Annotated in this window: 25 protein-coding genes and 2 pseudogenes; 13 read left to right on the top strand and 14 right to left on the bottom strand. The window is 36.0% G+C overall.

What is annotated here, in order from left to right; all coding sequences use genetic code 11:
* The first annotated feature begins 70 nt into the window (after window positions 1-70).
* The 5 genes from BMX24_RS14510 to BMX24_RS14490 are packed head-to-tail and all read left to right on the top strand — an operon-like array spanning window position 71 to window position 4,292.
* Complete coding sequence (locus BMX24_RS14510; protein ID WP_089793908.1) at window positions 71-1,405, top strand: TolC family protein; 1,335 nt, start codon at window positions 71-73, stop codon at window positions 1,403-1,405.
* 1 nt (window position 1,406) lies between these two features.
* On the top strand, window positions 1,407-1,997 hold the full coding sequence (locus BMX24_RS14505; RefSeq protein WP_089793906.1) for a SprT-like domain-containing protein: 591 nt from the start codon (window positions 1,407-1,409) through the stop codon (window positions 1,995-1,997).
* A gap of 2 nt (window positions 1,998-1,999) precedes the next feature.
* Window positions 2,000-3,082: a mannose-1-phosphate guanylyltransferase gene (locus BMX24_RS14500; protein WP_228404863.1), complete on the top strand. Its 1,083-nt coding sequence runs from the start codon at window positions 2,000-2,002 to the stop codon at window positions 3,080-3,082.
* Between the two features lie 33 nt (window positions 3,083-3,115).
* Complete coding sequence (locus BMX24_RS14495) at window positions 3,116-3,790, top strand: hypothetical protein (protein ID WP_089793904.1); 675 nt, start codon at window positions 3,116-3,118, stop codon at window positions 3,788-3,790.
* The gene (locus BMX24_RS14490; protein WP_089793902.1) at window positions 3,750-4,292 is read left to right on the top strand and encodes a GNAT family N-acetyltransferase; all 543 of its coding nucleotides are present in this window, start codon (window positions 3,750-3,752) and stop codon (window positions 4,290-4,292) included. The genes BMX24_RS14495 and BMX24_RS14490 overlap by 41 nt, the downstream gene beginning before the upstream one ends.
* Window positions 4,293-4,380: 88 nt before the next feature.
* Here BMX24_RS14490 and bcp read toward each other — a convergent pair whose 3' ends face one another.
* Entirely contained in the window at window positions 4,381-4,830 is a 450-nt protein-coding gene (bcp, locus tag BMX24_RS14485; RefSeq protein WP_089793900.1) for a thioredoxin-dependent thiol peroxidase, read from the bottom strand.
* Window positions 4,831-4,863: 33 nt separating this feature from the next.
* On the opposite strand from bcp, the gene BMX24_RS14480 reads away from it, so the two are divergent.
* Window positions 4,864-5,487: an endonuclease III domain-containing protein gene (locus tag BMX24_RS14480; RefSeq protein ID WP_089793898.1), complete on the top strand. Its 624-nt coding sequence runs from the start codon at window positions 4,864-4,866 to the stop codon at window positions 5,485-5,487.
* Between the two features lie 97 nt (window positions 5,488-5,584).
* Here the strand turns inward: BMX24_RS14480 and BMX24_RS14475 are convergent, their stop codons facing one another.
* The 3 genes and pseudogenes from BMX24_RS14475 to BMX24_RS21460 form a co-directional block, all read right to left on the bottom strand.
* A complete protein-coding gene (locus BMX24_RS14475; protein WP_089793895.1) occupies window positions 5,585-6,034 on the bottom strand; it encodes a DinB family protein in 450 nt (149 codons plus the stop codon).
* A 166-nt stretch (window positions 6,035-6,200) separates the two neighbouring features.
* Window positions 6,201-7,127 (bottom strand): annotated as a pseudogene (locus BMX24_RS14470) (DUF885 domain-containing protein); the annotation flags it as partial.
* Window positions 7,127-7,258, bottom strand: a complete 132-nt coding sequence (locus BMX24_RS21460) for a hypothetical protein (protein ID WP_262485642.1) — start codon at window positions 7,256-7,258, stop codon at window positions 7,127-7,129. The pseudogene BMX24_RS14470 and the gene BMX24_RS21460, both read right to left, overlap by 1 nt.
* 361 nt (window positions 7,259-7,619) lie before the next feature.
* Here BMX24_RS21460 and BMX24_RS14465 point away from each other — a divergent pair, with 361 nt between their 5' ends.
* The 4 genes from BMX24_RS14465 to BMX24_RS14450 all read left to right on the top strand — a co-directional run bounded on the left by BMX24_RS14465 (window position 7,620) and on the right by BMX24_RS14450 (window position 10,337).
* The gene (locus tag BMX24_RS14465) at window positions 7,620-8,081 is read left to right on the top strand and encodes a hypothetical protein (protein WP_089793893.1); all 462 of its coding nucleotides are present in this window, start codon (window positions 7,620-7,622) and stop codon (window positions 8,079-8,081) included.
* A 174-nt stretch (window positions 8,082-8,255) separates the two neighbouring features.
* Window positions 8,256-8,960 carry a MotA/TolQ/ExbB proton channel family protein gene (locus tag BMX24_RS14460; protein ID WP_089793891.1) on the top strand — a complete coding sequence of 235 codons (705 nt, stop codon included), beginning with the start codon at window positions 8,256-8,258 and terminating at the stop codon, window positions 8,958-8,960.
* Between the two features lie 59 nt (window positions 8,961-9,019).
* Window positions 9,020-9,418, top strand: a complete 399-nt coding sequence (locus BMX24_RS14455; protein WP_089793890.1) for an ExbD/TolR family protein — start codon at window positions 9,020-9,022, stop codon at window positions 9,416-9,418.
* A gap of 34 nt (window positions 9,419-9,452) precedes the next feature.
* Window positions 9,453-10,337 (top strand): ferric siderophore ABC transporter substrate-binding protein, encoded by an 885-nt coding sequence (locus tag BMX24_RS14450; RefSeq protein ID WP_089793888.1) that lies wholly within the window; start codon window positions 9,453-9,455, stop codon window positions 10,335-10,337.
* 14 nt (window positions 10,338-10,351) lie between these two features.
* Here the strand turns inward: BMX24_RS14450 and BMX24_RS14445 are convergent, their stop codons facing one another.
* From BMX24_RS14445 to BMX24_RS14415, 8 genes are all read right to left on the bottom strand, one after another.
* Complete coding sequence (locus tag BMX24_RS14445; RefSeq protein ID WP_089793886.1) at window positions 10,352-10,744, bottom strand: hypothetical protein; 393 nt, start codon at window positions 10,742-10,744, stop codon at window positions 10,352-10,354.
* Window positions 10,745-10,761: 17 nt separating this feature from the next.
* Window positions 10,762-11,127 carry a four helix bundle protein gene (locus tag BMX24_RS21295; protein ID WP_194294626.1) on the bottom strand — a complete coding sequence of 122 codons (366 nt, stop codon included), beginning with the start codon at window positions 11,125-11,127 and terminating at the stop codon, window positions 10,762-10,764.
* Window positions 11,128-11,178: 51 nt separating this feature from the next.
* Window positions 11,179-12,582, bottom strand: coding sequence for a nucleoside recognition domain-containing protein (locus BMX24_RS14440; RefSeq protein WP_089793885.1), 1,404 nt, complete (start codon window positions 12,580-12,582; stop codon window positions 11,179-11,181).
* A gap of 477 nt (window positions 12,583-13,059) precedes the next feature.
* Window positions 13,060-13,572 (bottom strand): DUF6973 domain-containing protein, encoded by a 513-nt coding sequence (locus BMX24_RS14435; protein WP_089793883.1) that lies wholly within the window; start codon window positions 13,570-13,572, stop codon window positions 13,060-13,062.
* A gap of 54 nt (window positions 13,573-13,626) precedes the next feature.
* On the bottom strand, window positions 13,627-14,481 hold the full coding sequence (accD, locus tag BMX24_RS14430) for an acetyl-CoA carboxylase, carboxyltransferase subunit beta (RefSeq protein WP_089793881.1): 855 nt from the start codon (window positions 14,479-14,481) through the stop codon (window positions 13,627-13,629).
* Between the two features lie 113 nt (window positions 14,482-14,594).
* The gene (gene fbaA / locus BMX24_RS14425) at window positions 14,595-15,665 is read right to left on the bottom strand and encodes a class II fructose-bisphosphate aldolase (protein ID WP_089793879.1); all 1,071 of its coding nucleotides are present in this window, start codon (window positions 15,663-15,665) and stop codon (window positions 14,595-14,597) included.
* 72 nt (window positions 15,666-15,737) lie between these two features.
* Window positions 15,738-16,604, bottom strand: coding sequence for an NAD kinase (locus BMX24_RS14420; protein ID WP_089793877.1), 867 nt, complete (start codon window positions 16,602-16,604; stop codon window positions 15,738-15,740).
* A 6-nt stretch (window positions 16,605-16,610) separates the two neighbouring features.
* On the bottom strand, window positions 16,611-17,186 hold the full coding sequence (locus BMX24_RS14415) for a CBS domain-containing protein (protein WP_228404861.1): 576 nt from the start codon (window positions 17,184-17,186) through the stop codon (window positions 16,611-16,613).
* A gap of 273 nt (window positions 17,187-17,459) precedes the next feature.
* On the opposite strand from BMX24_RS14415, the pseudogene BMX24_RS14410 reads away from it, so the two are divergent.
* Both BMX24_RS14410 and BMX24_RS14400 read left to right on the top strand, forming a co-directional pair.
* Window positions 17,460-17,942 (top strand): annotated as a pseudogene (locus BMX24_RS14410) (GLPGLI family protein).
* Window positions 17,943-17,953: 11 nt separating this feature from the next.
* Window positions 17,954-18,232: a hypothetical protein gene (locus tag BMX24_RS14400; protein WP_089793870.1), complete on the top strand. Its 279-nt coding sequence runs from the start codon at window positions 17,954-17,956 to the stop codon at window positions 18,230-18,232.
* A 170-nt stretch (window positions 18,233-18,402) separates the two neighbouring features.
* On the opposite strand, the gene BMX24_RS14395 is transcribed toward BMX24_RS14400, so the two are convergent.
* Window positions 18,403-18,933 (bottom strand): RNA methyltransferase, encoded by a 531-nt coding sequence (locus tag BMX24_RS14395; RefSeq protein WP_089793868.1) that lies wholly within the window; start codon window positions 18,931-18,933, stop codon window positions 18,403-18,405.
* A gap of 61 nt (window positions 18,934-18,994) precedes the next feature.
* On the bottom strand, window positions 18,995-19,873 hold the full coding sequence (locus BMX24_RS14390; RefSeq protein WP_089793866.1) for a bestrophin family protein: 879 nt from the start codon (window positions 19,871-19,873) through the stop codon (window positions 18,995-18,997).
* 1,245 nt (window positions 19,874-21,118) lie between these two features.
* Here BMX24_RS14390 and BMX24_RS14385 point away from each other — a divergent pair.
* A complete protein-coding gene (locus BMX24_RS14385) occupies window positions 21,119-21,988 on the top strand; it encodes a cupin-like domain-containing protein (RefSeq protein WP_089793864.1) in 870 nt (289 codons plus the stop codon).
* The last annotated feature ends 37 nt before the right edge of the window (window positions 21,989-22,025 follow it).

Genomic DNA, 22,025 nt, shown 5'->3' with positions numbered 1-22,025 from the left:
TATGAAACAATAATTTTCTGAAGCTGTAACTTTTTTATATTTAATTCGTCTAATAAGGAAAAATCTTAATATGAAAAAAGTTTTGACTGTTATTTTGGGATTATCTTGCCTGGCTGTCAATGCCCAGAAAAAGTGGTCTTTGAGAGAATGTGTAGATTATGCAACAAAACATAATCTTCAGGTGATCCAAAATGAATATTCAAAACAAACGCAGGATCTTAATCTGAAAATTGCAAAGCGAAATTATCTTCCGTCTGTTTCCGCAAGTGTAGGAAATAGTGTGAGTTTCGGGCAGGCTTCATTGGGTACGGGAAGTATCAGAAATGACAGATTCAGCAATAATTCAAATATAGGCGCGGATATCTTGGTTTACAACAACGGGAGACTGGAAAAAACCGTTAGAAAAACTGAATTTGATGTAGAAGCAAGCCAATATGATATTGAAACTATTAAAAATGATATTTCGCTTCAGATCGCTCAGCAATATTTAACAACATTATTAAATAAAGAAATTGTAAAAATTTCTCAGGCAGCGGTTGAAAACGCTCAAAAACAGTACAACCGCTCAAAAATAACGACAGAAGTAGGAACGACGGCTCAGACTGTTTTAGCAGAAGCAGAAGCGGGATTGGCAAGAGAAAAGCAAAACTTAAAAACGGCGGAAATCAACGTGGGAAGAAGCCTGTTTGCTTTGGCTCAGCTTTTACAGCTTCAAGAGTATAAAGATTTTGATGTGGAAGATGTTGATGTTCCGGATCAGTTGGCTCCTCAGTTGAAAGATGTGGATGAGGTTTTAACAACAGCTTATGAAACACAGCCTCAGGTAAAAGCGGCAGAAAGCAGAATCCGATCTGCGGAAGCTCAGACTGAAGTTTCGAAAACAGCTTTTTGGCCTACGGTGACGGCAAGTGCAGGAATCGGAAGTTTTTACAATAATATTTTAACGCGATATGATCAATATGGTAATCCTATTATTGATCCTACGTTTTTCAGTCAGTACAATGATAACTTTGGACAAAATGTAGGCATTTCTGTCAATATTCCTATTTTTAACAAAGGAATTACAAAACTTCAGGTAGAGCAATCGAAACTGAATGAAAGTATTGCGAAAATCACTTTGCTGCAACAGAAACAGGCGGTGAGAGAGAATGTTCAGAAGGCTCAGTTTGATGTTGATGCGAATTATGAAATTTATTTATCTGCGGTACAGGCCGAGAAAAGTACCAAGCTTGCTCTGGAGTTTGCAGATAAAAGTTATGCAGCGGGAAGATCTACCATCTATGATGTAAACGTTGCGAGGAACAACTACGCCAATGCGCAAGGTTCTGTTGCTCAGGCGAAATATAATTATCTTTTCAGTCTTAAATTGTTGAATTTCTATGCGGGAATTCCACTAAGTTTGTAAAATGTCGATCCAATCATTAGAAAAATATTTACCACAAAATACGCTTCAATATTTAAAAATCTGGTTTTCAGATTATTATATTCATATAAAAATTACACGAAACAGGAATTCTAAGTTGGGAGATTATCGTAAGCTTCCGGATCATTCTCATGAAATTACGATAAATTCTACCCTGGTTCCGCAGCTTTTTTTCTTTGTGCTTACTCATGAGCTGGCACACCTTATTGCTTTTGAAAAATACGGAAGAAGAATCTCTCCACACGGAAACGAATGGAAGGAAACCTTCAGGCAAATGCTGCTGCAAAGCCTTGATGTATATGAAGAAGAACTAAGACCGATCATCATAAAATTTTCAAAATCACCGAAGGCTAATTTTATGGCAAGCCCGGATTTGGTGAAATATTTTCATATTGAAAGACAAGATGATACCCTTCAGTTTATCGAAAAGCTGCAAAAAGGAGATTTCTTTATTTACCGAAATGAAAAGTATTTATTAGAAGGTCTGATTAAAAAAAACTATCTTTGTAAGAACCTGGCTACGGGAAGGAAGTATTCTTTCAAGCCTTTGGCAAGGGTAGAAAAATGCACTTAAGAATGTCAAAATCAGATAGATATTGCGTGATCATGGCAGGAGGAATCGGCAGTAGATTCTGGCCTATGAGTACACAGAAATTTCCGAAACAGTTTCAGGATATTTTAGGAGTTGGGCGTACAATGATTCAGCAGACGTATGACAGAATCAGCAAAATAATTCCTAAAGAAAACATATTTATAATTACCAACAAAGAATATGTTGAGCTCTCTCATCAGCAGTTACCGGAAGTACCGCAAGAGAATATTGTGGGCGAACCGTTATTAAAAAATACCGCGCCGTGCAATCTTTATATGGCCAATAAAATTGCTGAAATAAACCCGAATGCAACCATGATTGTTTTACCTGCCGATCATTTGATCTTAAAGGAACAAACATTTCTGGACAAAGTAGAACTTGCTTTTGACTTAGCTGCAAAACATGAATACCTTGTAACTCTGGGGATTACACCGACCAGGCCGGATACGGGCTATGGCTACATCCAGTTTGTAGATAAAAAAGACTCCGATTATTACAAAGTAAAAACTTTTACGGAAAAACCTATTCTGGAAATTGCAAAAAGCTTTCTGGAAAGTGGGGATTTTCTTTGGAACGCAGGGATTTTTATCTGGAGCGTAAAAAGCATTCATCACGCATTTGAAACGTATCTTCCGGAGATGACACAGCATTTTATGGCTTGTGAATACAATGCGGACAGTGAAAAAAGCTGTATTGAATTAATTTATCCTAAAGTCCAGAAAATCTCGATAGATAACGGAATTTTAGAAAAGGCTAAAAATGTATACGTAATTCCTGCAGACTTAGGATGGAGCGATCTCGGAACTTGGACTTCAGTGTATGAGAATACCGAAAAAGACGAAAACAGAAATGCCGTAAAGCTGAAACATATTCTTACCTACAATTCAAAAGGAAACGTTATCCGATTGAAAAACAGTAATAAAGCTGTAATCATTGACGGACTGAAAGATTATATCATCGTAGACACCGATAAGGCACTGCTTATCTGCCCGAGAGATCACGATCAGCTGATAAAAGAGTACGTTCTCGACCTAAAAAATTTAAAGAAGGGAGACAAATTCATGTAAAATATTTGGTATGCTTTCTGCGTTGTTTGCATTATGATAAAGTTTATATTTAAATTTAGTGTAGTCATTTTTATGCTTTCGGGTGTACTTTCGTACGCTCAGCAGAAGAGGCAATTTTCAAGTGTAGCGAGCATTCTGCAGAATATTACACCAAATATGAGAACAGATTCCTGGCTTTTAATTCAAAAAAGCTACGGGAAAGATAATATTATTAAACAATCGGGAGTGCCAAAGGATTATGTTTCTCAAAATTCCGGTTTTAATATAGGCATTGCCGAAGAAGGAAACTTTTACTACATCGTTTATTCTTCCGCCGGAAAAACTGAATATATTACAGATCTGGAAGGGCTGAAAAAGTTTGTAGGCAAGATCGATGATGTTCAGGATGCAGCGGTTTTTGCAGCGACAGAAGGGTATATTGTAGATGAAGATTTCAAAGATGTTGCAGGAAATTATTACGAAGATATTTCAAATTATTACCTGGATTTAGGAAAGCTGATATCAAAAGAATGTCCTTACCAGAAAAAGCATTATACTTTAACGATCAGTAAGGTAACAGGAACCATTAATTTTGTAAAAGACAACGGATCTTACATTGAACTTTACAATAAAAAATGCACCAACAATCCAAGGCTTTTAAAAATCGAGAAAAAAGAAGAACCAAAAGATGAGCCTAAAAAACCAGCCAAATCAACAAAACGCAGATAAAATCTACGAAACAGAGCGATTAATCATTCGTCCCATGTCTTTGGAGGATGGAGATTTTATATTGGATCTTTACAACAGACCAAAATTTATTCAATATATCGGAGACCGTCATATCAAAACAGTTTCCGACGCAGAAAATTATATCACAAACCGTTTTCTTCCGCAGTTTGAAAGGTTGGGCTACGGAAATTATTTAATTCTTACAAAAGAAGGAAATCATAAAATCGGAGGAGTAGGGATCTTTGAAAGGGAGGGTCTGGATGTTGTAGATATTGGTTTTTCTCTTCTAGACGAATATGAAGGAAAAGGTTACGCTTATGAAGCGGCTTTGAAGGTAAAATCCATCGGGATGGATGATTTTGGCTTAAAAAAGCTTTCTGCGATTACCACAAAAGATAACTTTTCTTCCCAAAAACTTATCGAAAAATTAGGACTAAAATTCCAGAAATATATCACCATTCCGGATGATAATGAGGAATTGATGTATTACGAAACAGAATAAGCGAAATACGACTGTCACAAATATTTTCACAGATAGCACTAATAATTGTGTCATTTGTGAAAATATTTGTGCAATTCGTGTTTAAAAACTATCCTTCCAAAATCTGCTCCGCCGCCGTTTTAGAAGTCACTTTTTCAATTACCCTTGTACAAACCCCCTGTTCATCGAAGATAAAAGTCGTTCTTACGATTCCCATATACGTCTTTCCGAAGGTTGTTTTCTCCTGCCAAACGCCGAACTTTTCGATGATTTCACGATTTTCATCAGCAATTAAATCATAAGGAAAAGCAAATTTACTATGAAAATTTTTCTGTTTTTTTACAGAATCTCCGCTTATTCCCAACAATTGAAATCCGTTTTTTTTAAGCTTTGAATAATTATCACTCAGATTACAGGCTTCCACAGTACAGGTCGGCGTATTTGCCTGAGGATAAAAGAAAATAATTAATTTTTTTCCAATTAATTTTTCAGATTTTACCGTTTTTCCGTCTTGATTTGTTCCTTCAAATTGTGGTAATTTATCTCCAACTTTCAACATAATAATTTAATTTTGCTCAAATTTAATGGTTACATGACAAAAAAGCAAAGAGCCGAGCTTGTACAGACAGAATTAGAAAAATTATATCCTCAGGTTCCCATTCCGTTGGATCACACCGATCCTTATACTTTGATGGTTGCTGTGGCACTTTCTGCACAAACGACTGATAAAAAGGTAAATCAGGTGACGCCGGAACTTTTCGCTGTTGCTGGGACACCACAGAGAATGGCAAAACTGGAAGTATTTGAAATAAAAGAGCTCATCAAAGAAATCGGGCTAGCCAATACCAAAGCTAAAAACCTGAAAAGAATGGCCGAACTTCTCTTGGAAAGACACAATGGAGTAGTGCCGCAAACTTACGAGGAATTGGAAGCTCTTCCCGGAGTTGGTCATAAAACAGCTTCGGTAGTAATGAGTCAGGCATTCGGATTTCCTGCTTTTCCCGTTGATACACACATTCATCGATTGATGACGCAATGGAAGCTCACCTCCGGAAAAAATGTTGTAGAAACAGAGAAAGATGCAAAAAGCATCTGGCCCGAAAGTGTTTGGAATAAACTTCACCTCCAGATCATTTTCTACGGAAGAGAATATTCTCCCGCGAGAGGAAAGGGGGAAAAGGATTTTATTACGAAAATGATGTTTGATAAAGATTAACTAAAGAAAATCACCGCCGCAAAATTCCCCTCCAAGGGAGGGGTGGCGAAAATTCAAAGAATTTTTGAAGGGGTGGTGAAGAAAAACAAGTTAAAAACTATTCTACATCCAGCAATCTTCTATGATAATTGATCTGCCCCAAATGATAGCTCAGATGCCCAAACAAATGCATTAAAAAATATTCGGTGGTCATTGCATATCCGAAAGGTTCAAGCGGATATTCTTTTTCAAGTTCTTCTGTAGACAGATTGTCCAACGTTGAGGTTACAATATGTAAGGTTTCTTCAATTTTTTTAATCAATTCCGCTCTTGGAACATCTTTTAAAGAAAATTCAAGCTCGCGGGTTCTCACATATCCAGAATTTCCGAGAATCGCACCAACGAAATGGCTTAGATTTCCTACCAGGTGAAGGCATAAATTTCCTGCAGAATTGGAAACACTTTTATCTGTTTTCCAAATATTTGCTTCATCTTGATAAGCCTCAATTTCTGTTTTTAATTTATTTAAATCTCTTGTAAAAAGGGATTTTAGGTTTTGTGATATCATTTTTTTAATATTATTTAAAAAATCCTTCGACTGCTTCGCGCTCAGGATAACAGACGCTAATACTAACCGCAACAATCTTTATGCGAAATTTTACGGTATAGTCTTGAGCGCGAAGCAGTCGAAGGATCTCAATGTTTTTCTTTTATTAATTTAAAAATAATCAAAATTACTTCTGCTTTTTCGCCCAAAGTTCCATCTTCCTATTCAAAACATCCAGCGGAAGACAGCCCTGGCTCAAAACTTCATCATGGAATTTTGCCAGATTGAATTTACTTCCAAGCTGTTTCTGATACTTTTCTCTCAATTCACGGATTCTCAAAGAACCGATTTTGTAGCCTAAAGCCTGTCCCGGCATCGCCATATAGCGTTCCACTTCGGCTGTTGCGCCGGCTTCATCGTATGAAATATTGTTTAAAAAATATTTAATCGCTTCTTCTCTCGTCATTTTTCCGGTGTGTAAACCTGTGTCAACAACTAATCTCACCGCTCTCAACATCTGATCGCTCAAATACCCCATCTTTTGATAAGGATCTGTATACAACCCGAATTCCGGACCTAATGTTTCACAATAGTGCGCCCAGCCTTCGCCATACGCTCCAAACCATCCAAAACGCATGAATTTCGGAAGTTTTGTATTTTCCTGCTGCAAAGAGACCTGATAATGGTGTCCCGGAATAGCTTCATGAAGGAAAAGGGATTCCATGCCGGAGGTTACATTGAACTTCGAAGGATCTGGAAGCGGAACATAAAATATCCCAGGTCTTTTTCCGTCCGGTGTTCCCTGGATGTATTCTGCACTCGCACTTGCTTCCCTGAATTTTTCCGTTTGTCTGATCTCAAAACCGGTTTTCGGAGTTACACTGAACATGGTTTTCAGTTTCGGAGTGATTTTCGTTAAAATCCCATTAAATCCAGCCAATACTTCTTTTGAAGTTTTGTACGGCATGGCTTTCGGATCTGTTTTTACATAATTGATGAATTCTTCCAACGTTCCTGTAAAACCAACCTGCTGCTTTACTTTTTCCATTTCTGCACGAAGCATCGCAACCTGTTGAAGCCCTATTTTATTAATTTCTTCAGGAGATTTGTTCGTTAATAATTGGCGGCAATGGAGTCTAAATTGGTAGGCGTCACTTTCGTTAACGGAGAATCGGATTTTTTACAGGAAGCAAGGCTTACGATTAACCCCAATCCTAAAATACTTTTCGATAAAATGTTTCTCATTTTCAGAATTCTTTATAAAACAAAAATAAATATTAAAACGATTGATTTATTTTAAAATTTTAAAACCAATGATATAATATTGAAAATCATTGAATAAGCGCGTCAAAAATCAAACAATTAGCAAGATACAAATCAATGGTTTGTCATTTTTTTAAACCCTTCCTTCGTCAGAATGACAGAATGGGAGACCACTTGAGTCAATCCGGATCTCGACATTAATCTCAACCCAGCTTTCCGGTAAATTAAATAAAGGTGTTTTTTCAAAAATACTTTTCAAAAAATTTTTCACGTTCAATCTATTTTTTATCTTTGTTGAAAACGTTTAACAATCATATTATTACAGTTCTTTTTTTAAGAAAAAATGAAAGGGATTTTAAAAATTTACCATCCGGACGAGACGCTAAAGTACAATATCAGAAACACTTATTGTAAAGCGGTCTATAGCAACCAGCAGCATTTTTTAGAGGTTGAGATTATTACGGATGACGGGTTGGATCATGTGGAAGATGATTCACTACAATATAACTTTCCTCAGCTTTCGCTTGAGGTTTTCGATTTCCCTATCGAATCTGCAGAGATAGAAGGAAAAACCATTACCATTGCCGATACGGAAGAAGATACCTATACAGAGGTAGACCTTTTCGATGACGAGGAAGCTTTCATCTACGACAACGAACTTTTGTTTGAGAAAAATGAAGAAGGCGAGCTTCAGGTGATCTGGAAAGGAACGATCGATGACTTCTATACCGGATCTGGTACGCCGATCCCTTTTAGGCTTAAATGCGAATTTAAACAGGATGATATTGAGGTAGACGAAGATTAATTTTAATCTTTACCCTCAGTTTATATATTCAAATTTCTTTTCAAATCATTTTTGGAAAGAAATTTGCTATTTATGAAAATAACAATTTTTAAGTTGTTTTTAAACATTTTTTAAGAGATCAATTCATAATATTCCACTACATTTGTCGTTAAAACTTTTATAAAATTCACTTTAATGCTGTTAACGGAACTTACTCAGATTTTATTTGCACAGGTTGCTGCACCTGCAGTAGCTGTGGACGATTTAGAATTTTCATTTTGGAAGATCATGTTTCACGGGGGAGCTTTCGCTAAAATAGTGATGGTAACCGTTTTGTTACTTGGTGTGTTTTCCGTCTATCTGTTTTTCGAAAGATTTTTCTTTATTAAAAGGATAACTTCAAAGACGGACTCCAATTTTATGGATAATATTGAAGATTTTATCAAAGAAGGTAAAATAGAATCTGCGGCAGATTACTGCAAGAGACAGAATTCACCGGAAGGAAGAATTTTAGAAAAAGGAATTTCAAGACTGGGACGCCCTGTTTCCGATATCGTAAGCGCGATGGAATCTCAGGCGCAGGTAGAAGTTGCCAACATGGAAAAAAACTTAAACCTTTTGGCGGTTGTTCCGAGTATTGCACCGATGTTGGGGCTTTTGGGAACGGTAATCGGGATGATTATTGCTTTCTTTAATCTTTCTCATGCATCCGGTTCTTTTTCTCCAAAAACGTTGTCTGAAGGTATTTATACGGCGTTGGGACAAACGGCGGTGGGTCTTGCTGTGGCAATTCCGGCCAACTTTTTCTACAATATTCTTTTAACGAGAATTGATAAATTTGTATTGAGAGCTCAGAATATGTCCGGCGAATTTTTAGATTTAATCAACAAACCTTTATAAATCTTCGATATGAAACCAAAAGGTTCCATCTGACGATAAAAAAATAAAAAAGTAAACAGATGAAAATTCAGAGAAGAAATAAAGCGAACCCGGAGTTCAGTTTGGCAGCGATGACCGATGTTATCTTGCTGATGCTGATATTCTTTATGATCACGTCTTCTGCGGCCAATCAAAGCGCCATTGATGTGAAATTGCCGAAAGCCGGAGCTGTTGACGACAATATTCCAAATCCTCTTACGGTAAGCATCAAACCGGATGGTTCTTATTTTGTAGATGATGTTCCGGTAACAAAAGATCAGCTTGAAGCCACGATTGTGAATAAATTAACAAACCAGACCAACAAATCTTTTACGATAAGAGCCGACGAAAATACGATGCATAAAGATGTTGTTTTTGCAATGGAAATTGCAGAGAAGAATAAATTTAATATTGCCATTGCAACGGTTAAAGATAAATAACAAACCCGAAAATTTCGGGAAGGATCATTTTAAAATGAGAAGCCAGATAATTAATAAAGACGAACAAAATAAAGACAGGTTGAAAAGCGCATTGCTTTCCATCCTGATCTGGTCTGCGATCCTGCTGTTTGTTTTTTTATATAAATTAAAACCTGAACTCGAGCAACAGCCGGAAGTTGTCACCACAATGCTGGTTAATTTCGGGGACAACAGAAACGGAAATGGAGCAGAGGAGCCCGCCGAGCAACCCGGAAGCCTGGCAGCAGCAACGGAAGAAGTGACTCCTGAACCTGTGGAAACACCCGTTCCTGAAACAAAAACAGCGATAAAGCCTGAGCCACAGCCTGAAACCAAAAAGTCTGAAGCAAAGGAGAAAATCATCACAGGAAATAATGCGAAAGTTTCTGTTCCGAAAAAAGAAGAGTCCAAAAAATCGGATAAAGCAACAGCTACCAGTACTTCTGCCAGTAAAAATACCAAGAAATCCGGCGCAACAACAGCCAATTCGAAAACCGGAAATGGGGATGGAAAAGGAACTGCAGCGATTGGAAATTTAATCAAAGGAAGAGGGACAAAAGCAGGAAGCCAAGGCGACGGAACAGGAATCGGAAATGCAGGAGATCCTTTAGGTGGAGACGGAAACGGTGACAGTAAAGTCGGGATCGACCGAAAATTGGTAGGATTCATCCCGGGAACAATGGGAAGAGGTGGAGCACAACCCGCAAATAGCTGTACAGCGAGCGGAACCATTACCGTTGCCTACACTGTTGACAAAGCAGGAAATGTAGTTTCTGCAAGAAGATCGGGGGGAACCTCTGATCCTTGTATTACTTCCAATGCGGTTTCCTGGGTTAAGAAATATGTAAAAGCGGAAAAAGCGAATACATCTTCCACCGGAACATATAAAATCACATTCTAAAATACAAAAGCACTTTATTCAAGTGCTTTTTTTATTTCTGAGATTCTGTTGATAACGGGTAATGCAAATATTCCGCTGGTTTGAAGATACAGCTCGTAGAATGTTTTTGCTTTGTCTAAAAAATCAGTGTTGTTGGTTTGTTTTCCTGTAAAGTAGAAAAGATTTCCCAACATTTCATAGTAATCTTTGTGATCTCTTTCCTGTCTTTCGTTGACAATTTCTATAATTTCTTCTTTTGTTTTCGATGAAAGAACGGTAAAATCAAATTTAAAAATATCCCTCATCAAAGAATCAAAATCTAGTTCTTTCTGCATTAAACTTTCTTCGGGTTTATCCAAAATCAGTTTTTCCAACGCCTGAGATAACTGGCGGATTAGTCGTAATGTGAATTCTTTATCTGTGATCATAGTTTAGTTGCTTGTTTTTATGTACGCCAATTTAGTTGGACATATTTTATAAAGTTATTTATTTTTCCTCCTAAGAGTTTGTACTGTTCAGCTTTATTTTCAAAATCAGAATTTAATTCAGGATAAAGTCTTGATAATTTTGATAAATGGCTTACTGTTTCATCACAACTTCCTTGTGAATAAACTAAGAAGCGGATTAATTCACCCTTGTAAACTTTTCTTCCATATCCTTCGACAATATTGGTAACGATGGAGTCTGATGACCTTCTCAGCTGACTGCCCAGCTCATAAGTTTCATACGTTGGCAACTTAAAAGTAAGTTGATGAGTTTCGATAAATAACTCAAACGAAGTGTTGTAAATGTCAAGTTTTGTATAGCTCATATTGTGTTTTGCAGTTAGAACAATTAACTAGCAACCAACAACCATCAACTTTTATGCAAAAAACAAATAAGCCAAAGCAACCGAAGTAATAATCCCCACCAAATCGGCCAAAAGCATGGCAATTACCGTATATCTCGTGTTCTTTACGGCTACGGCTCCAAAATATACCGCAATCACGTAGAACGTCGTATCTGAGCTCCCCTGAAGAACCGCTGCCAGTTTTCCCTGGAAACTATCTGCTCCGAAAGTTGACATGGTATCGACCATCATTCCGCGGGCTCCGGAACCGGATAGAGGTTTGATTAAAGCTGTCGGAAGACCGTCTACAAATCGTGCATCTAAGTTTGCATTGTAAGCAACCCACTTCATCCCGTCAATAATGACGTCAAATACTCCTGAAGTTCTTAAAAGGGAAATGGCAATCAGCATTCCGACCAGATAAGGAATAATTTTCACACAGGTTGTGAAACCTTCTTTTGCACCCTCAATAAAAGCATCAAAAACATTGATTTTTTTATAAACCGCACCCAAAATTATCGCTAGGAAAATAAAGAGAATCAGGCCATTACTTAAAACCTTGCTGAAATCATCCAGTTCATCTTTACTCAATTGAACCAGATACAAAACCAGCAAAGCAATAACAGCCGAAATTCCACCGACATAAGTGATAACAATAGGTCTTAATAAATTGATTTTCTGATATAAAGAAACAATAATCATTGCCGCTAAAGTCGCTGCAAAGGTCGCAATCATACACGGAAGAAAAATATCCGTCGGAGTTTTAGATCCCATTGAAGCCCTGATCGCAATGATGGAAACCGGAATCAAAGTCATTCCACCGGCGTGAAGACACAAAAACATGATTTGTGAATTGCTTGCCGTTTCTTTATTTGGATTTAATGTCTGTAAACTTTCCATCGCTTTTAAACCAAATGGAGTGGCAGCATTATCCAGCCCCAAAAGATTTGCACTGAAATTCATCAACATATGCCCGAAAGCGGGATGGTTTTTAGGAATTTCAGGAAATAATTTGGAGAAAAAAGGTTGAATTAATCGGCTCAAAAGGTTGATTCCCCCGGCTTTTTCCGCAATACTCATGAATCCCATGAATAAGGTCATAATTCCGATCAGACCCAGACAGATTTTCACTGCGGTTTCAGATGTTCCTATCACGCCGTCAGCTTCCTGAACACGGTACACTTTAACATCCTGACGTAAAGAATCGGTTTTATAATGAATTCTGCTGTCTGCAAAATCAGGTTTTTTCATCAGACTGTCCCGAACGATAGGAGAGAGTGTATTCATTTTCTGTGTTGCAATCTGCACCGTATCACCGCCTTTTCCGACCACCATATCATTGAAGATGGTTTTGTAATGGCTTGATGAAATGTACTTTATACTTGCAATAGCAATGGCAACAATGATAAATGCCGACCAAATTCTGCTGAGAACCATTTGATTAAATTATAATTGTTTAAACTTATCAAAAAAACTTCAGATTACAAAGAAACGAGAGATTTTAAAGGTTTCATTTTCTTTTTTTAGGAGCTTTCTCCCGCTATCCACTGTATCTTTTTTGTTACGGTCTCCGCTTTGCTCCGCCCGCAACAAAAAAGGATGCCGTTTCTATCGGGGCTAGCTGGTAGGCGATAATTAACATTGTAAAAATTAACCATTAACTATTAAAGCATTCACTTTTAAAAACCACCCCGTCAAAAATTCTTTGAATTTTCGCCACCCCTCCAGAGGAGGGGAATTCTAGTCGCTACAACTATTTGTCATCGCGAACAGACTGAAGGTCTGCGAACGTAGTTCAGAAGCGACGAAGCAATCTCTATAAAATCAGGCTATCCCTGAATTGTGTTTTGTATTTCACTGTTGAGATCCTTTCGGGATGACAAACTTTCTGGGTAATTTAATAAAAAGAAAAAATTACTTCTCATCAAGATAAACCAAAAAACCTTCAAAATCATCATCTAAATTTTTCAAAACTTTCGCGTCTTTCATTTTTTTCTCAAGGCCGTCAATGAAAAAACTTTTTTCGAAGAACTGGCGATGAACACCAGGAAGTAATTCCATAAAATAATCCATTCCGACTTTGTTATTGTGAAGATCCATTTTCGTTTCCAATGGCTGATTTGGAAACAAATCCTCGTGCATATCTGTAATTCTTTTACAAAAATCCAATGCCTTTTTCGGAGACGAAACCTTACAGCAGTACATCATGATAAAGCAGCACCAAAGCGCGTGTCTGAAAGAATTGCCAATCCCGTTGTTGGAGGCAGTATCAGGAAATTTTTTCTGAGCAATCGCAAATGCCTGAACGGTTGCATGAAAACTTAATAAAGAAAATAAAGGATGTGGCAGAATAAGCGATAAAAGACGCATGATCTTTTTAAAGCTTAATGTACGAATCGTATTAAAAAATATCTTAAAAGTTCTCATAAATAAAAATCTCTCCCCAATTAGAGAGAGATTATAGTATTTTGTTACAAATTATTAAGCATTTACCGCCAATAAATTTACTGTTTTAGCAACGGTATCTTTGATCTCGGTTCTTTTTACGATGAAATCAACAAATCCTTTCTCCTGAAGGAACTCAGATGTCTGGAACCCTTCCGGTAGATCTCTACCAATTGTTTCACGGATTACTCTTGGCCCTGCGAAACCGATCAAAGCTCCCGGTTCAGCCATGATAATATCTGCTGTCATCGCGAAAGATGCTGTAATCCCTCCAAAAGTAGGGTCGCAAAGGTAAGCGATGTATAAAAGTCCTGCTTCTGAAAGCTGAGCCAGTTTTGCCTGTACTTTTGCCAACTGCATCAAAGAATATGTAGCTTCCTGCATTCTCGCTCCTCCTGACTGACAAATGATCATATAAGGAAGTTTGTTTTTAATACAATAATCTACTGCTCTTCTGATTTTTTCGCCCATCACAGATCCCAAAGAACCTCCGATAAATGCGAAATCCATACAGGAAACCACCATTTCAGTTCCTTTTACGGTTCCTACGGCATTTCTGATAGAGTCTGTAAGTTTTGTTTTAGCTTTTACTTCTTTCAGACGGTCTGTATAAGACTTCGTGTCTTTGAAGTTCAGCATGTCTATACTTTCAACATTAGCATCTAGTTCAGTGAATTTACCTTCATCAAAAAGGATGTCAAAAAATTCTGCACTTCCTATTCTTACATGAAATCCGTCTTCCGGAGAAACATAGTTGTTTCTCTTCAACTCATCGTGTTCTACTACTTTTCCTGACGGAGTCTGATGCCAAAGACCTTTGGGAACATCCTTTTTTTCATCAGTAGAGGTGGTAATGTTTTTTGCTTTTCTTTTAAACCAGTCGAATGCCATTTATGAAATTTTAGATTTTTAATTTCAAATTATAGATTGTAAAAGAGCCTGTTTTAATTTTATTTAAATTATTGAGGATGAATATTTAAAATCTATAATCCAAAATTTATAATTTATTTAAGCGTATTTACGTTATTTAAATCTTCAAATGCTTTTACCAATCTTGTAGAGAATGTTTCTTCACCTTTTCTCATCCAGACTCTAGGGTCGTAGAATTTCTTGTTTGGTGCTTCTTCTCCTTCAGGATTTCCGATTTGAGTTCTTAAATAATCAATTTTGTTGACCATGTAATCTCTGATACCTTCTGTGTATGCAAACTGAAGGTCAGTATCAATATTCATTTTGATAACTCCGTAGTCGATAGCCTCTCTGATTTCTTCCAAAGTAGAACCAGAACCTCCGTGGAATACGAAATTAACAGGCTTCGCAGCAGTTCCGAATTTCTCCTGAACATACTTTTGAGAATTGTCAAGGATTTTTGGTGTAAGAACCACGTTTCCTGGCTTGTAAACTCCGTGTACGTTTCCGAAAGCAGCAGCAATCGTGAAGTTGTCGGAAATAGCTTTCAGTTTTTCATATGTATAAGCTACATCTTCCGGCTGAGTATATAATTTTGAGTTATCAACATCTGAATTGTCAACACCATCTTCTTCACCTCCTGTCACTCCGATTTCTACCTCAAGAGTCATCTGCATTTTAGCCATTCTTTCAAAATATTTAGCAGAAACTTCCAGGTTTTCTTCTAAAGATTCTTCAGAAAGATCCAACATATGAGAAGAGTAGAGAGATTTTCCTGTCTGCTTGAAGAATTCTTCGTTAGCATCCATTAATCCGTCGATCCAAGGCAACAATTTCTTTGCACAGTGGTCTGTGTGAAGAATTACCGTAGCTCCGTAAGCTTCTGCAAGGGTATGAATATGTTTTGCTCCGGCGATACCTCCTAAAATAGCCGCTTTCTGCCCGTCATTGCTTAATCCTTTTCCTGCATTGTAAGCAGCTCCACCATTAGAGAACTGAATAATAACAGGTGAGTTTAATTTTGCTGCAGTTTCCAATACCGCATTTACGTTGCTGGAACCAATCACGTTTACTGCAGGTAATGCAAATTTGTTTTCTTTAGCATGCTGAAAAATATCAGTAACTAACTGACCTGTGGCAACTCCTGCCGGGAAAATTCTGCTCATGTTTTACTTTTTAATGATAAATTATTAGGTGTTTTTAAAATTCCTGTAAAGGTAATAATTTTTGATTAATTGTTAATTTCTTTTATCCCTTCCCCAAAGTAGCTTTTGGCGGATGGTCTCATAGAAACTCAGGTTGTTGGGCTGCACCAGCAAAATCTGGAAATTGGCCTTTCTGATAACAATTTCTTTGTCCGTTTCTATGTGTATCAATCGGGAATCCAGCGAAAGGGAATATTGTGAAACCCTGCTTTCCACTTTAAATTTAATTTCTACCCTGTCGTTTACCACCAAAGGTCTCACATTCAGGTTGTGGGGAGCGATGGGGGTGATGACGAAATTTTCGTTGTTCGGAGAGATGATCGGCCCGCCGCAGCTCAAAGAATAGGCGGTAGAACCAGTCGGTGTGGAAACGATCACTCCGTCTCCCCAGAAAACATTTAAAAACTCGCCATTAATATAAGAATCCACTGTTACCATTGATGTTGTTTCTTTTCTGGAAACCGTAACATCATTTAAGGCATAAGGGAAAAAATCTTCTAATTGAGGCGAAACGACTTCAATGACAGATCTGCGGCTTGTTTTTACATCACCTTTCAGAATAGAATCGAGCTCTGCAAAGGCTTCTTCTTTGGTAAAGCTTGCCAGAAACCCTAATCTTCCGGTATTTACCCCTACGATCGGGATTTCAAGGTCTTCGATAAAGGTTAAAGAATTAACGATCGTTCCGTCTCCACCGAAAGTGAAGAAAAGATCGACTTCCTTATCCAGAAGATCCTGTTTACAATTGAAGGTTTCGAAAATTTTTGAAAACTGAAGAGCTTCTGCCATTTCATCATACAAAACAGATTTTACTCCTCGGTTTTCCAACTCGGAAATAAATTTGCTTAAATATAAAAAAGTATCAAGATCTTTTTTCTGAGAATATATGGCTGCCTTCATTAGTTTTTATATTTCTATGAATTTTTGTAAAAATCCGAATCTGTCTTTAAACAAATCCGATTTTTCATCAGAATAGTATTTTTCAACGATTCTATAATCATATCGGTCGAATGTTTCATCAATGGAGCTCAGGTTTTCGTTGCCGATCTTTATGGTTACCTGGATCACTTCATCGGACATGAAACTGATGAATGCACCATAAAATTTGGAGTTATTACTTTCCACAATGTTGGCGATTTCCGTCATCGAATATTTTCTGGACGGAACTTCCACGGTAAGAATGGCTCCCGATTCCGAAAACAGAGGATACTTCGACAAATCCTGGAAAATATCTTCACAGCTTATATATCCCAAATACTTTTCAGCCTTGTTGATCACCGGAATTACATTGGCATTGAAGGTATAAAACAACCTGATGCTATCCATGATATTGTTGTCTTCAAGAATAGCGAAACGCTCGATCTGATGCTCGAGATCCTTTAGCGTTCCTTCTTCTTCATAAAGAAAATCTTCTGCAAGTGCCCCGTAAAAGTGATGGGATTTTTTTATGAAAACATGAGAATATCCAAATGCTTCTAACATGTCTCTTGCTGATTCTATTGAGTCAGTCAAGCTAAAACACGGGTAATCTTTTGAGATATATTCCTTGATAAACATAGTGCTAATTTATAAAAAATTAAATAAAATTTCTATCAAAAAGCAAAAGTTTCGCAAAAGAAAAAATACTCAACAGTTATGACATTCTCGTTTTAGAGAGATGTTGAAATCTTAAATGGTTAAATTTAATACTTTGAAACTATTCAGATTTTAAGGAAATAATAAATCCTTAGTTGTTGAATAATTGTATATTTGATAATGAAAGCATGTGTATTTTGTTTTTTTCTGCCAGTTTTTCTTTTTTGCCAGTCAAATCGATTTGTTTATGAATACAAATCCAATAAAGATATTAATAAAATAAAAGATACTACAAAATCAATCATGTATTTGGATGTTTATAAAGAAGGATCTGTTTTTTATGATATTCAAAACTATAAAAATGATTCGATTGCATCACTTCAGGGTTATAAATTAAGTCTTTTTGTAGACAGGGTTTATAAGGAATATCCACAAAAAGTTTTTCTCATTACTTCTATAAATAATGATTTTTATTCAGTCTCTGATGTAAGAAATTTGAACTGGGATATTTCTTCAGAAAAAAAAGAAATCAATAAAATAAATGCACAGAAAGCTACTGTGAATTTCGGCGGCAGAGTTTAGGAGGCATGGTTTTCTACAGATATTCCCCTATCAGACGGACCATATAAATTTCACGGCTTACCGGGACTCATCATAAAATAACAGACAGCACTTTGACTCATACTTTTCAGCTTATTTCAATTCAAAAAATCAAAGGAACTTTAAGTAAGAAAACCAATAATGTAAAGCTTTATCCCATAGACCAAAAGCAATATAAAAAATTATATAAGGAATATCGGGAAAACCCAAATAAAAATTTTCAGGGTATGGATATCCTTGAAACCCAAGACGGAAAAAGCAGTAGTGAATTTAAAAAGAATATGGAAAGATATTATAAAAATAAGATTAAAAAAGAAAACAACATTATCGAAATTGATTTATTTGACGATTAATGCTGATCTATTACAAATAAATTTAAAATGTTTATTTTGATAAAATTCAAAAAAAAGCAATCTTAAAATTTGTTTGTGAAGAAAAAAAACTTACCTTTGTAGCCTTTCATTTTTACTTTTTATTAGATTTATTTCAAACTGCACTGTCTATTAGGACTTCTGCAGTTTTTTTATTTTAAGGCCTTTGCAAACTCCCACATTACGATTCCGCCACAGACACTTACATTCAAAGAATGCTTTGTTCCCAACTGTGGAATTTCTATGAAAGAATCGATGTTTTGTAAGGCTTCATCACTGATTCCTTCCACTTCATTTCCTAAAATAATGGCATATTTTTTAGATTGATCAATCACAAAATCAGTAATCATCCGGCTGTCGGTGGTCTGCTCAATGCCAACAATTTCAAAACCCTGAGACTTTAAATCATTTATTGCTGTATTAATATCACTTTCATGGCTCCAGTCAACGCTCTCCGTTGCGCCTAATGCTGCTTTATGAATTTCACGATGTGGCGGTTGAGGAGTAATTCCGCAAAGAACAATTTTCTGAATCAAAAAAGCATCCGCCGTTCTGAACGTCGCTCCTACATTGTGCATACTTCTGATATTATCCAAAACCACGACCAAAGGAATTTTTTCAACATTTTTGAATGTTTCCACATCGATCCTGTTGAGCTCTTCCAGTTTTAATTTGTGTACCAATTTTATTTTTTTACAAAATTAATTATAAATAGTTACGATTTTTCAGTTGAAAAAGATTTTATCATTTTAAATCCATGATCTGATGAACACTTTTCTCAATATTTTGGGCAATAGCTTCCATCGGAATATCATTTTCATCATTACTGAAAGGGTCTTCTATTTCTTCGGCGATCATTTCAAGGCTCATTAAAACATAATAAACAAAAACCGTAAGCGGAATAATGAAAAACCCGATAGATATTACATAAGCAACAGGTAATGCCAAAACATACAGAATGATAAACTTCTTCACAAAAGAAGAATAAGAATACGGAATCGGAGTGTTTTTAATTCTCTCGCAACCTCCGCAGACATCAAGAAACCCGGAAAGCTGGGTGTCGAGATACAGCATTTCAACATCTGAGATTTTTCCTTCTTTTTTTAATTGATTTAATTTATGGGTTAAAAGAATGATAATTTCACTCGGGCCATGATGTTTGATGTATTCTTCAATCTCAGAATAATCTTCATCCAAAGCAAGTCTTGTTGATTCTTTTGAAAGATGTTTAGCCAGAAAATGCGGGAAATATTTTAAATACCTTGCGATTTGTTCGGCATCTTGTCTGTCGTTTTCAAGAATTGCATTGATTTTTATCGCAAAATTCCGAGTGTCATTCACCAGCTTTCCCCAAAGTTTTCTCCCTTCCCACCATCGGTCATACGCTGTATTTGTCCTGAAAACAAGCAATAAAGAAAGCACAAAACCCAGCAGAGAATGAATCAGGCTTACATTACTGACCGTAGATTTTGAAGAAAGATGAAAATATTCAACTTCCAGAAATTCGATGCCCCACGAATATAACCCTACCAGAACCATGGTCGGGAAAAGGATTTTCATGGTGTCGCTTTTGTGCAGACTGAAAAGGATTTTCAGGAAATTTTTAGTGTTGTAAACTCTCATAAAATTTGTTGGTCTTACAAAGATAAATTTTTCGTTTTATCCTTGCTTTAATAAAAATCTTAAAATTTTGGTAAAAAAAAATAGAAAAATTTATTTAAACGTAATTTACTCAAGTGTTTTTCTTCGTATTACAAATATTTTTGATGGCAACGACTTTTCTATTGCTATCATTTGCTGAACAAAGTGCCTTTGCGACCGAAAAATGTTCATAAAAAATTTAAATAAAATATTTGTGGGCTTTGCATTAAAAGAAAAATTTATTTAAACGTAATTTACTCAAATGTTTTTCTTCGTATTACAAATATTTTTGATGGCAACGACTTTTCTATTGCTATCATTTGCTGAACGAAGTGCCTTTGCGCCCGAAAAATGTCCATAAAAAATTTAAATAAAATCTTTGTGAGCTTTGCATTAAAAGAAAAATTTATTTAAAAGTAATTTACTCAAATGTTTTTCTTCGCATTGCAAATATTTTTGATGGCAACGACTTTTCTATTGCTATCATTTGCTGAACGAAGTGCCTTTGCGCCCGAAAAATGTCCATAAAAAATTTAAATAAAATCTTTGTGAGCTTTGCATTAAAAGAAAAATTTATTTAAAAGTAATTTACTCAAATGTTTTTCTTCGCATTGCAAATATTTTTGATGGCAACGACTTTTCTATTGCTATCATTTGCTGAACGAAGTGCCTTTGCGACCAAAAAATGTCCATAAAAAATTTAAATAAAATCTTTGTGAGCTTTGCATTAAAAGAAAAATTTATTTAAAAGTAATTTACTCAAATGTTTTTCTTCGTATTACAAATATTTTTTGATGGCAACGACTTTTCTATTGCTATCATTTGCTGAACGAAGTGCCTTTGCGACCGAAAAATGTTCATAAAAAATTTAAATAAAATCTTGTGAACTTTGCATTAAAAGAAAAATTTATTTAAACGTAATTTACTCAAATGTTTTTCTTCGTATTACAAATATTTTTGATGGCAACGACTTTTCTATTGCTATCATTTGCTGAACGAAGTGCCTTTGTGACCGAAAAATATTCATAAAAAATTTAAATAAAATCTTTGTGAACTTTGCATTAAAAATTATATTCTTCACTACGCTTTCACTTCATTCAGAATGACATTATATAGAAAAAAGCTTGTATAGACCTGTGAAATCAGCGGGAGATAAATTTAACCTCAAAATTTCCCCAAAATTCAAAAAAACACTACTTTTATTTCGCATTTAAAATACCACACAAAATGATTCTCGAAAACGTAGATGTTGTAACAGATATTAGTAAAGAAGATTTTCAGAAAAATTATTTCAAAAAGCACAGACCTCTTTTGATCAAGAATTTTGCGAGCCGATGGGATGCTTTCGACAAATGGAATTTTGATTTTATTAGGGAAAAAGCAGGAGATCAGGAAGTTCCGTTATATGATAACAAACCAGCAGATGCCTCCAAAAGCTCTGATGCTCCGGTAACGCATATGAAAATGCGGGATTATATCGATACGATTAAAAGTAAACCTTCAGACTTGCGTATTTTCTTTTACATCATCACCGACCGTTTACCTGAATTGTTAAAAAATTTCACCTATCCTGATTTGGGAATGAAATTTTTTAAGCGCCTTCCAACCTTGTTTTTCGGGGGTAGCGAAGCTCATGTTTTAATGCACTATGATGTGGATCTGGGAGATTTTCTTCACATTCATTTTGAGGGAAAAAAAAGGATTTTATTATTTGATCAAAAACAGTCTGCATTTTTATATAAAGTTCCGTTGTCTGTACATACCATCTATGAATTGGATTATGAAAATCCGGATTATGAAAAATTTCCCGCCCTGAAGCATGCCAAAGGTTTTGAAATTTTCATGGAACACGGTGATGCGCTCTTTATTCCCGGGGCTTTCTGGCATTTCAACAGATATTTGGAGCCTGGATTTTCAATGTCGCTTCGTGCGCTTCCCAATAAACCGAATGTTTTTGCAAGTATGCTGTATCATGTTTTTGTGATGCGATATACGGATAAATTAATGCGAAAAGTTTTCAAAGCTAAGTGGGTGAATTACAAACAGAAATGGGCATATAAGAAGAGTTCGAAGGCCATGGATAAATATTCTGAATAATATTTTTGAGTTCAATGATCCTTGTCAAGGTTTTAAA

It is taken from the genome of Chryseobacterium wanjuense (genome assembly GCF_900111495.1).
In the GTDB taxonomy this organism is placed as follows: Bacteria; Bacteroidota; Bacteroidia; order Flavobacteriales; family Weeksellaceae; genus Chryseobacterium; species Chryseobacterium wanjuense.
The sequence above is the reverse complement of the archived record's forward strand: the minus strand, read 5'-3'. Positions and strand labels throughout refer to the sequence as shown.

Bases quoted from the DNA above. Each gene is read 5' to 3' on its own strand.
- BMX24_RS14510 (WP_089793908.1), top strand. From the start codon at position 71: ATGAAAAAAGTTTTGACTGTTATTTTGGGATTATCTTGCCTGGCTGTC.
- BMX24_RS14505 (WP_089793906.1), top strand. From the start codon at position 1,407: ATGTCGATCCAATCATTAGAAAAATATTTACCACAAAATACGCTTCAA.
- BMX24_RS14500 (WP_228404863.1), top strand. From the start codon at position 2,000: ATGTCAAAATCAGATAGATATTGCGTGATCATGGCAGGAGGAATCGGC.
- BMX24_RS14495 (WP_089793904.1), top strand. From the start codon at position 3,116: ATGATAAAGTTTATATTTAAATTTAGTGTAGTCATTTTTATGCTTTCG.
- BMX24_RS14490 (WP_089793902.1), top strand. From the start codon at position 3,750: ATGAGCCTAAAAAACCAGCCAAATCAACAAAACGCAGATAAAATCTAC.
- bcp (WP_089793900.1), bottom strand. From the start codon at position 4,830: ATGTTGAAAGTTGGAGATAAATTACCACAATTTGAAGGAACAAATCAA.
- BMX24_RS14480 (WP_089793898.1), top strand. From the start codon at position 4,864: ATGACAAAAAAGCAAAGAGCCGAGCTTGTACAGACAGAATTAGAAAAA.
- BMX24_RS14475 (WP_089793895.1), bottom strand. From the start codon at position 6,034: ATGATATCACAAAACCTAAAATCCCTTTTTACAAGAGATTTAAATAAA.
- BMX24_RS21460 (WP_262485642.1), bottom strand. From the start codon at position 7,258: ATGAGAAACATTTTATCGAAAAGTATTTTAGGATTGGGGTTAATCGTA.
- BMX24_RS14465 (WP_089793893.1), top strand. From the start codon at position 7,620: ATGAAAGGGATTTTAAAAATTTACCATCCGGACGAGACGCTAAAGTAC.
- BMX24_RS14460 (WP_089793891.1), top strand. From the start codon at position 8,256: ATGCTGTTAACGGAACTTACTCAGATTTTATTTGCACAGGTTGCTGCA.
- BMX24_RS14455 (WP_089793890.1), top strand. From the start codon at position 9,020: ATGAAAATTCAGAGAAGAAATAAAGCGAACCCGGAGTTCAGTTTGGCA.
- BMX24_RS14450 (WP_089793888.1), top strand. From the start codon at position 9,453: ATGAGAAGCCAGATAATTAATAAAGACGAACAAAATAAAGACAGGTTG.
- BMX24_RS14445 (WP_089793886.1), bottom strand. From the start codon at position 10,744: ATGATCACAGATAAAGAATTCACATTACGACTAATCCGCCAGTTATCT.
- BMX24_RS21295 (WP_194294626.1), bottom strand. From the start codon at position 11,127: ATGAGCTATACAAAACTTGACATTTACAACACTTCGTTTGAGTTATTT.
- BMX24_RS14440 (WP_089793885.1), bottom strand. From the start codon at position 12,582: ATGGTTCTCAGCAGAATTTGGTCGGCATTTATCATTGTTGCCATTGCT.
- BMX24_RS14435 (WP_089793883.1), bottom strand. From the start codon at position 13,572: ATGAGAACTTTTAAGATATTTTTTAATACGATTCGTACATTAAGCTTT.
- accD (WP_089793881.1), bottom strand. From the start codon at position 14,481: ATGGCATTCGACTGGTTTAAAAGAAAAGCAAAAAACATTACCACCTCT.
- fbaA (WP_089793879.1), bottom strand. From the start codon at position 15,665: ATGAGCAGAATTTTCCCGGCAGGAGTTGCCACAGGTCAGTTAGTTACT.
- BMX24_RS14420 (WP_089793877.1), bottom strand. From the start codon at position 16,604: ATGAAGGCAGCCATATATTCTCAGAAAAAAGATCTTGATACTTTTTTA.
- BMX24_RS14415 (WP_228404861.1), bottom strand. From the start codon at position 17,186: ATGTTAGAAGCATTTGGATATTCTCATGTTTTCATAAAAAAATCCCAT.
- BMX24_RS14390 (WP_089793866.1), bottom strand. From the start codon at position 19,873: ATGAGAGTTTACAACACTAAAAATTTCCTGAAAATCCTTTTCAGTCTG.
- BMX24_RS14385 (WP_089793864.1), top strand. From the start codon at position 21,119: ATGATTCTCGAAAACGTAGATGTTGTAACAGATATTAGTAAAGAAGAT.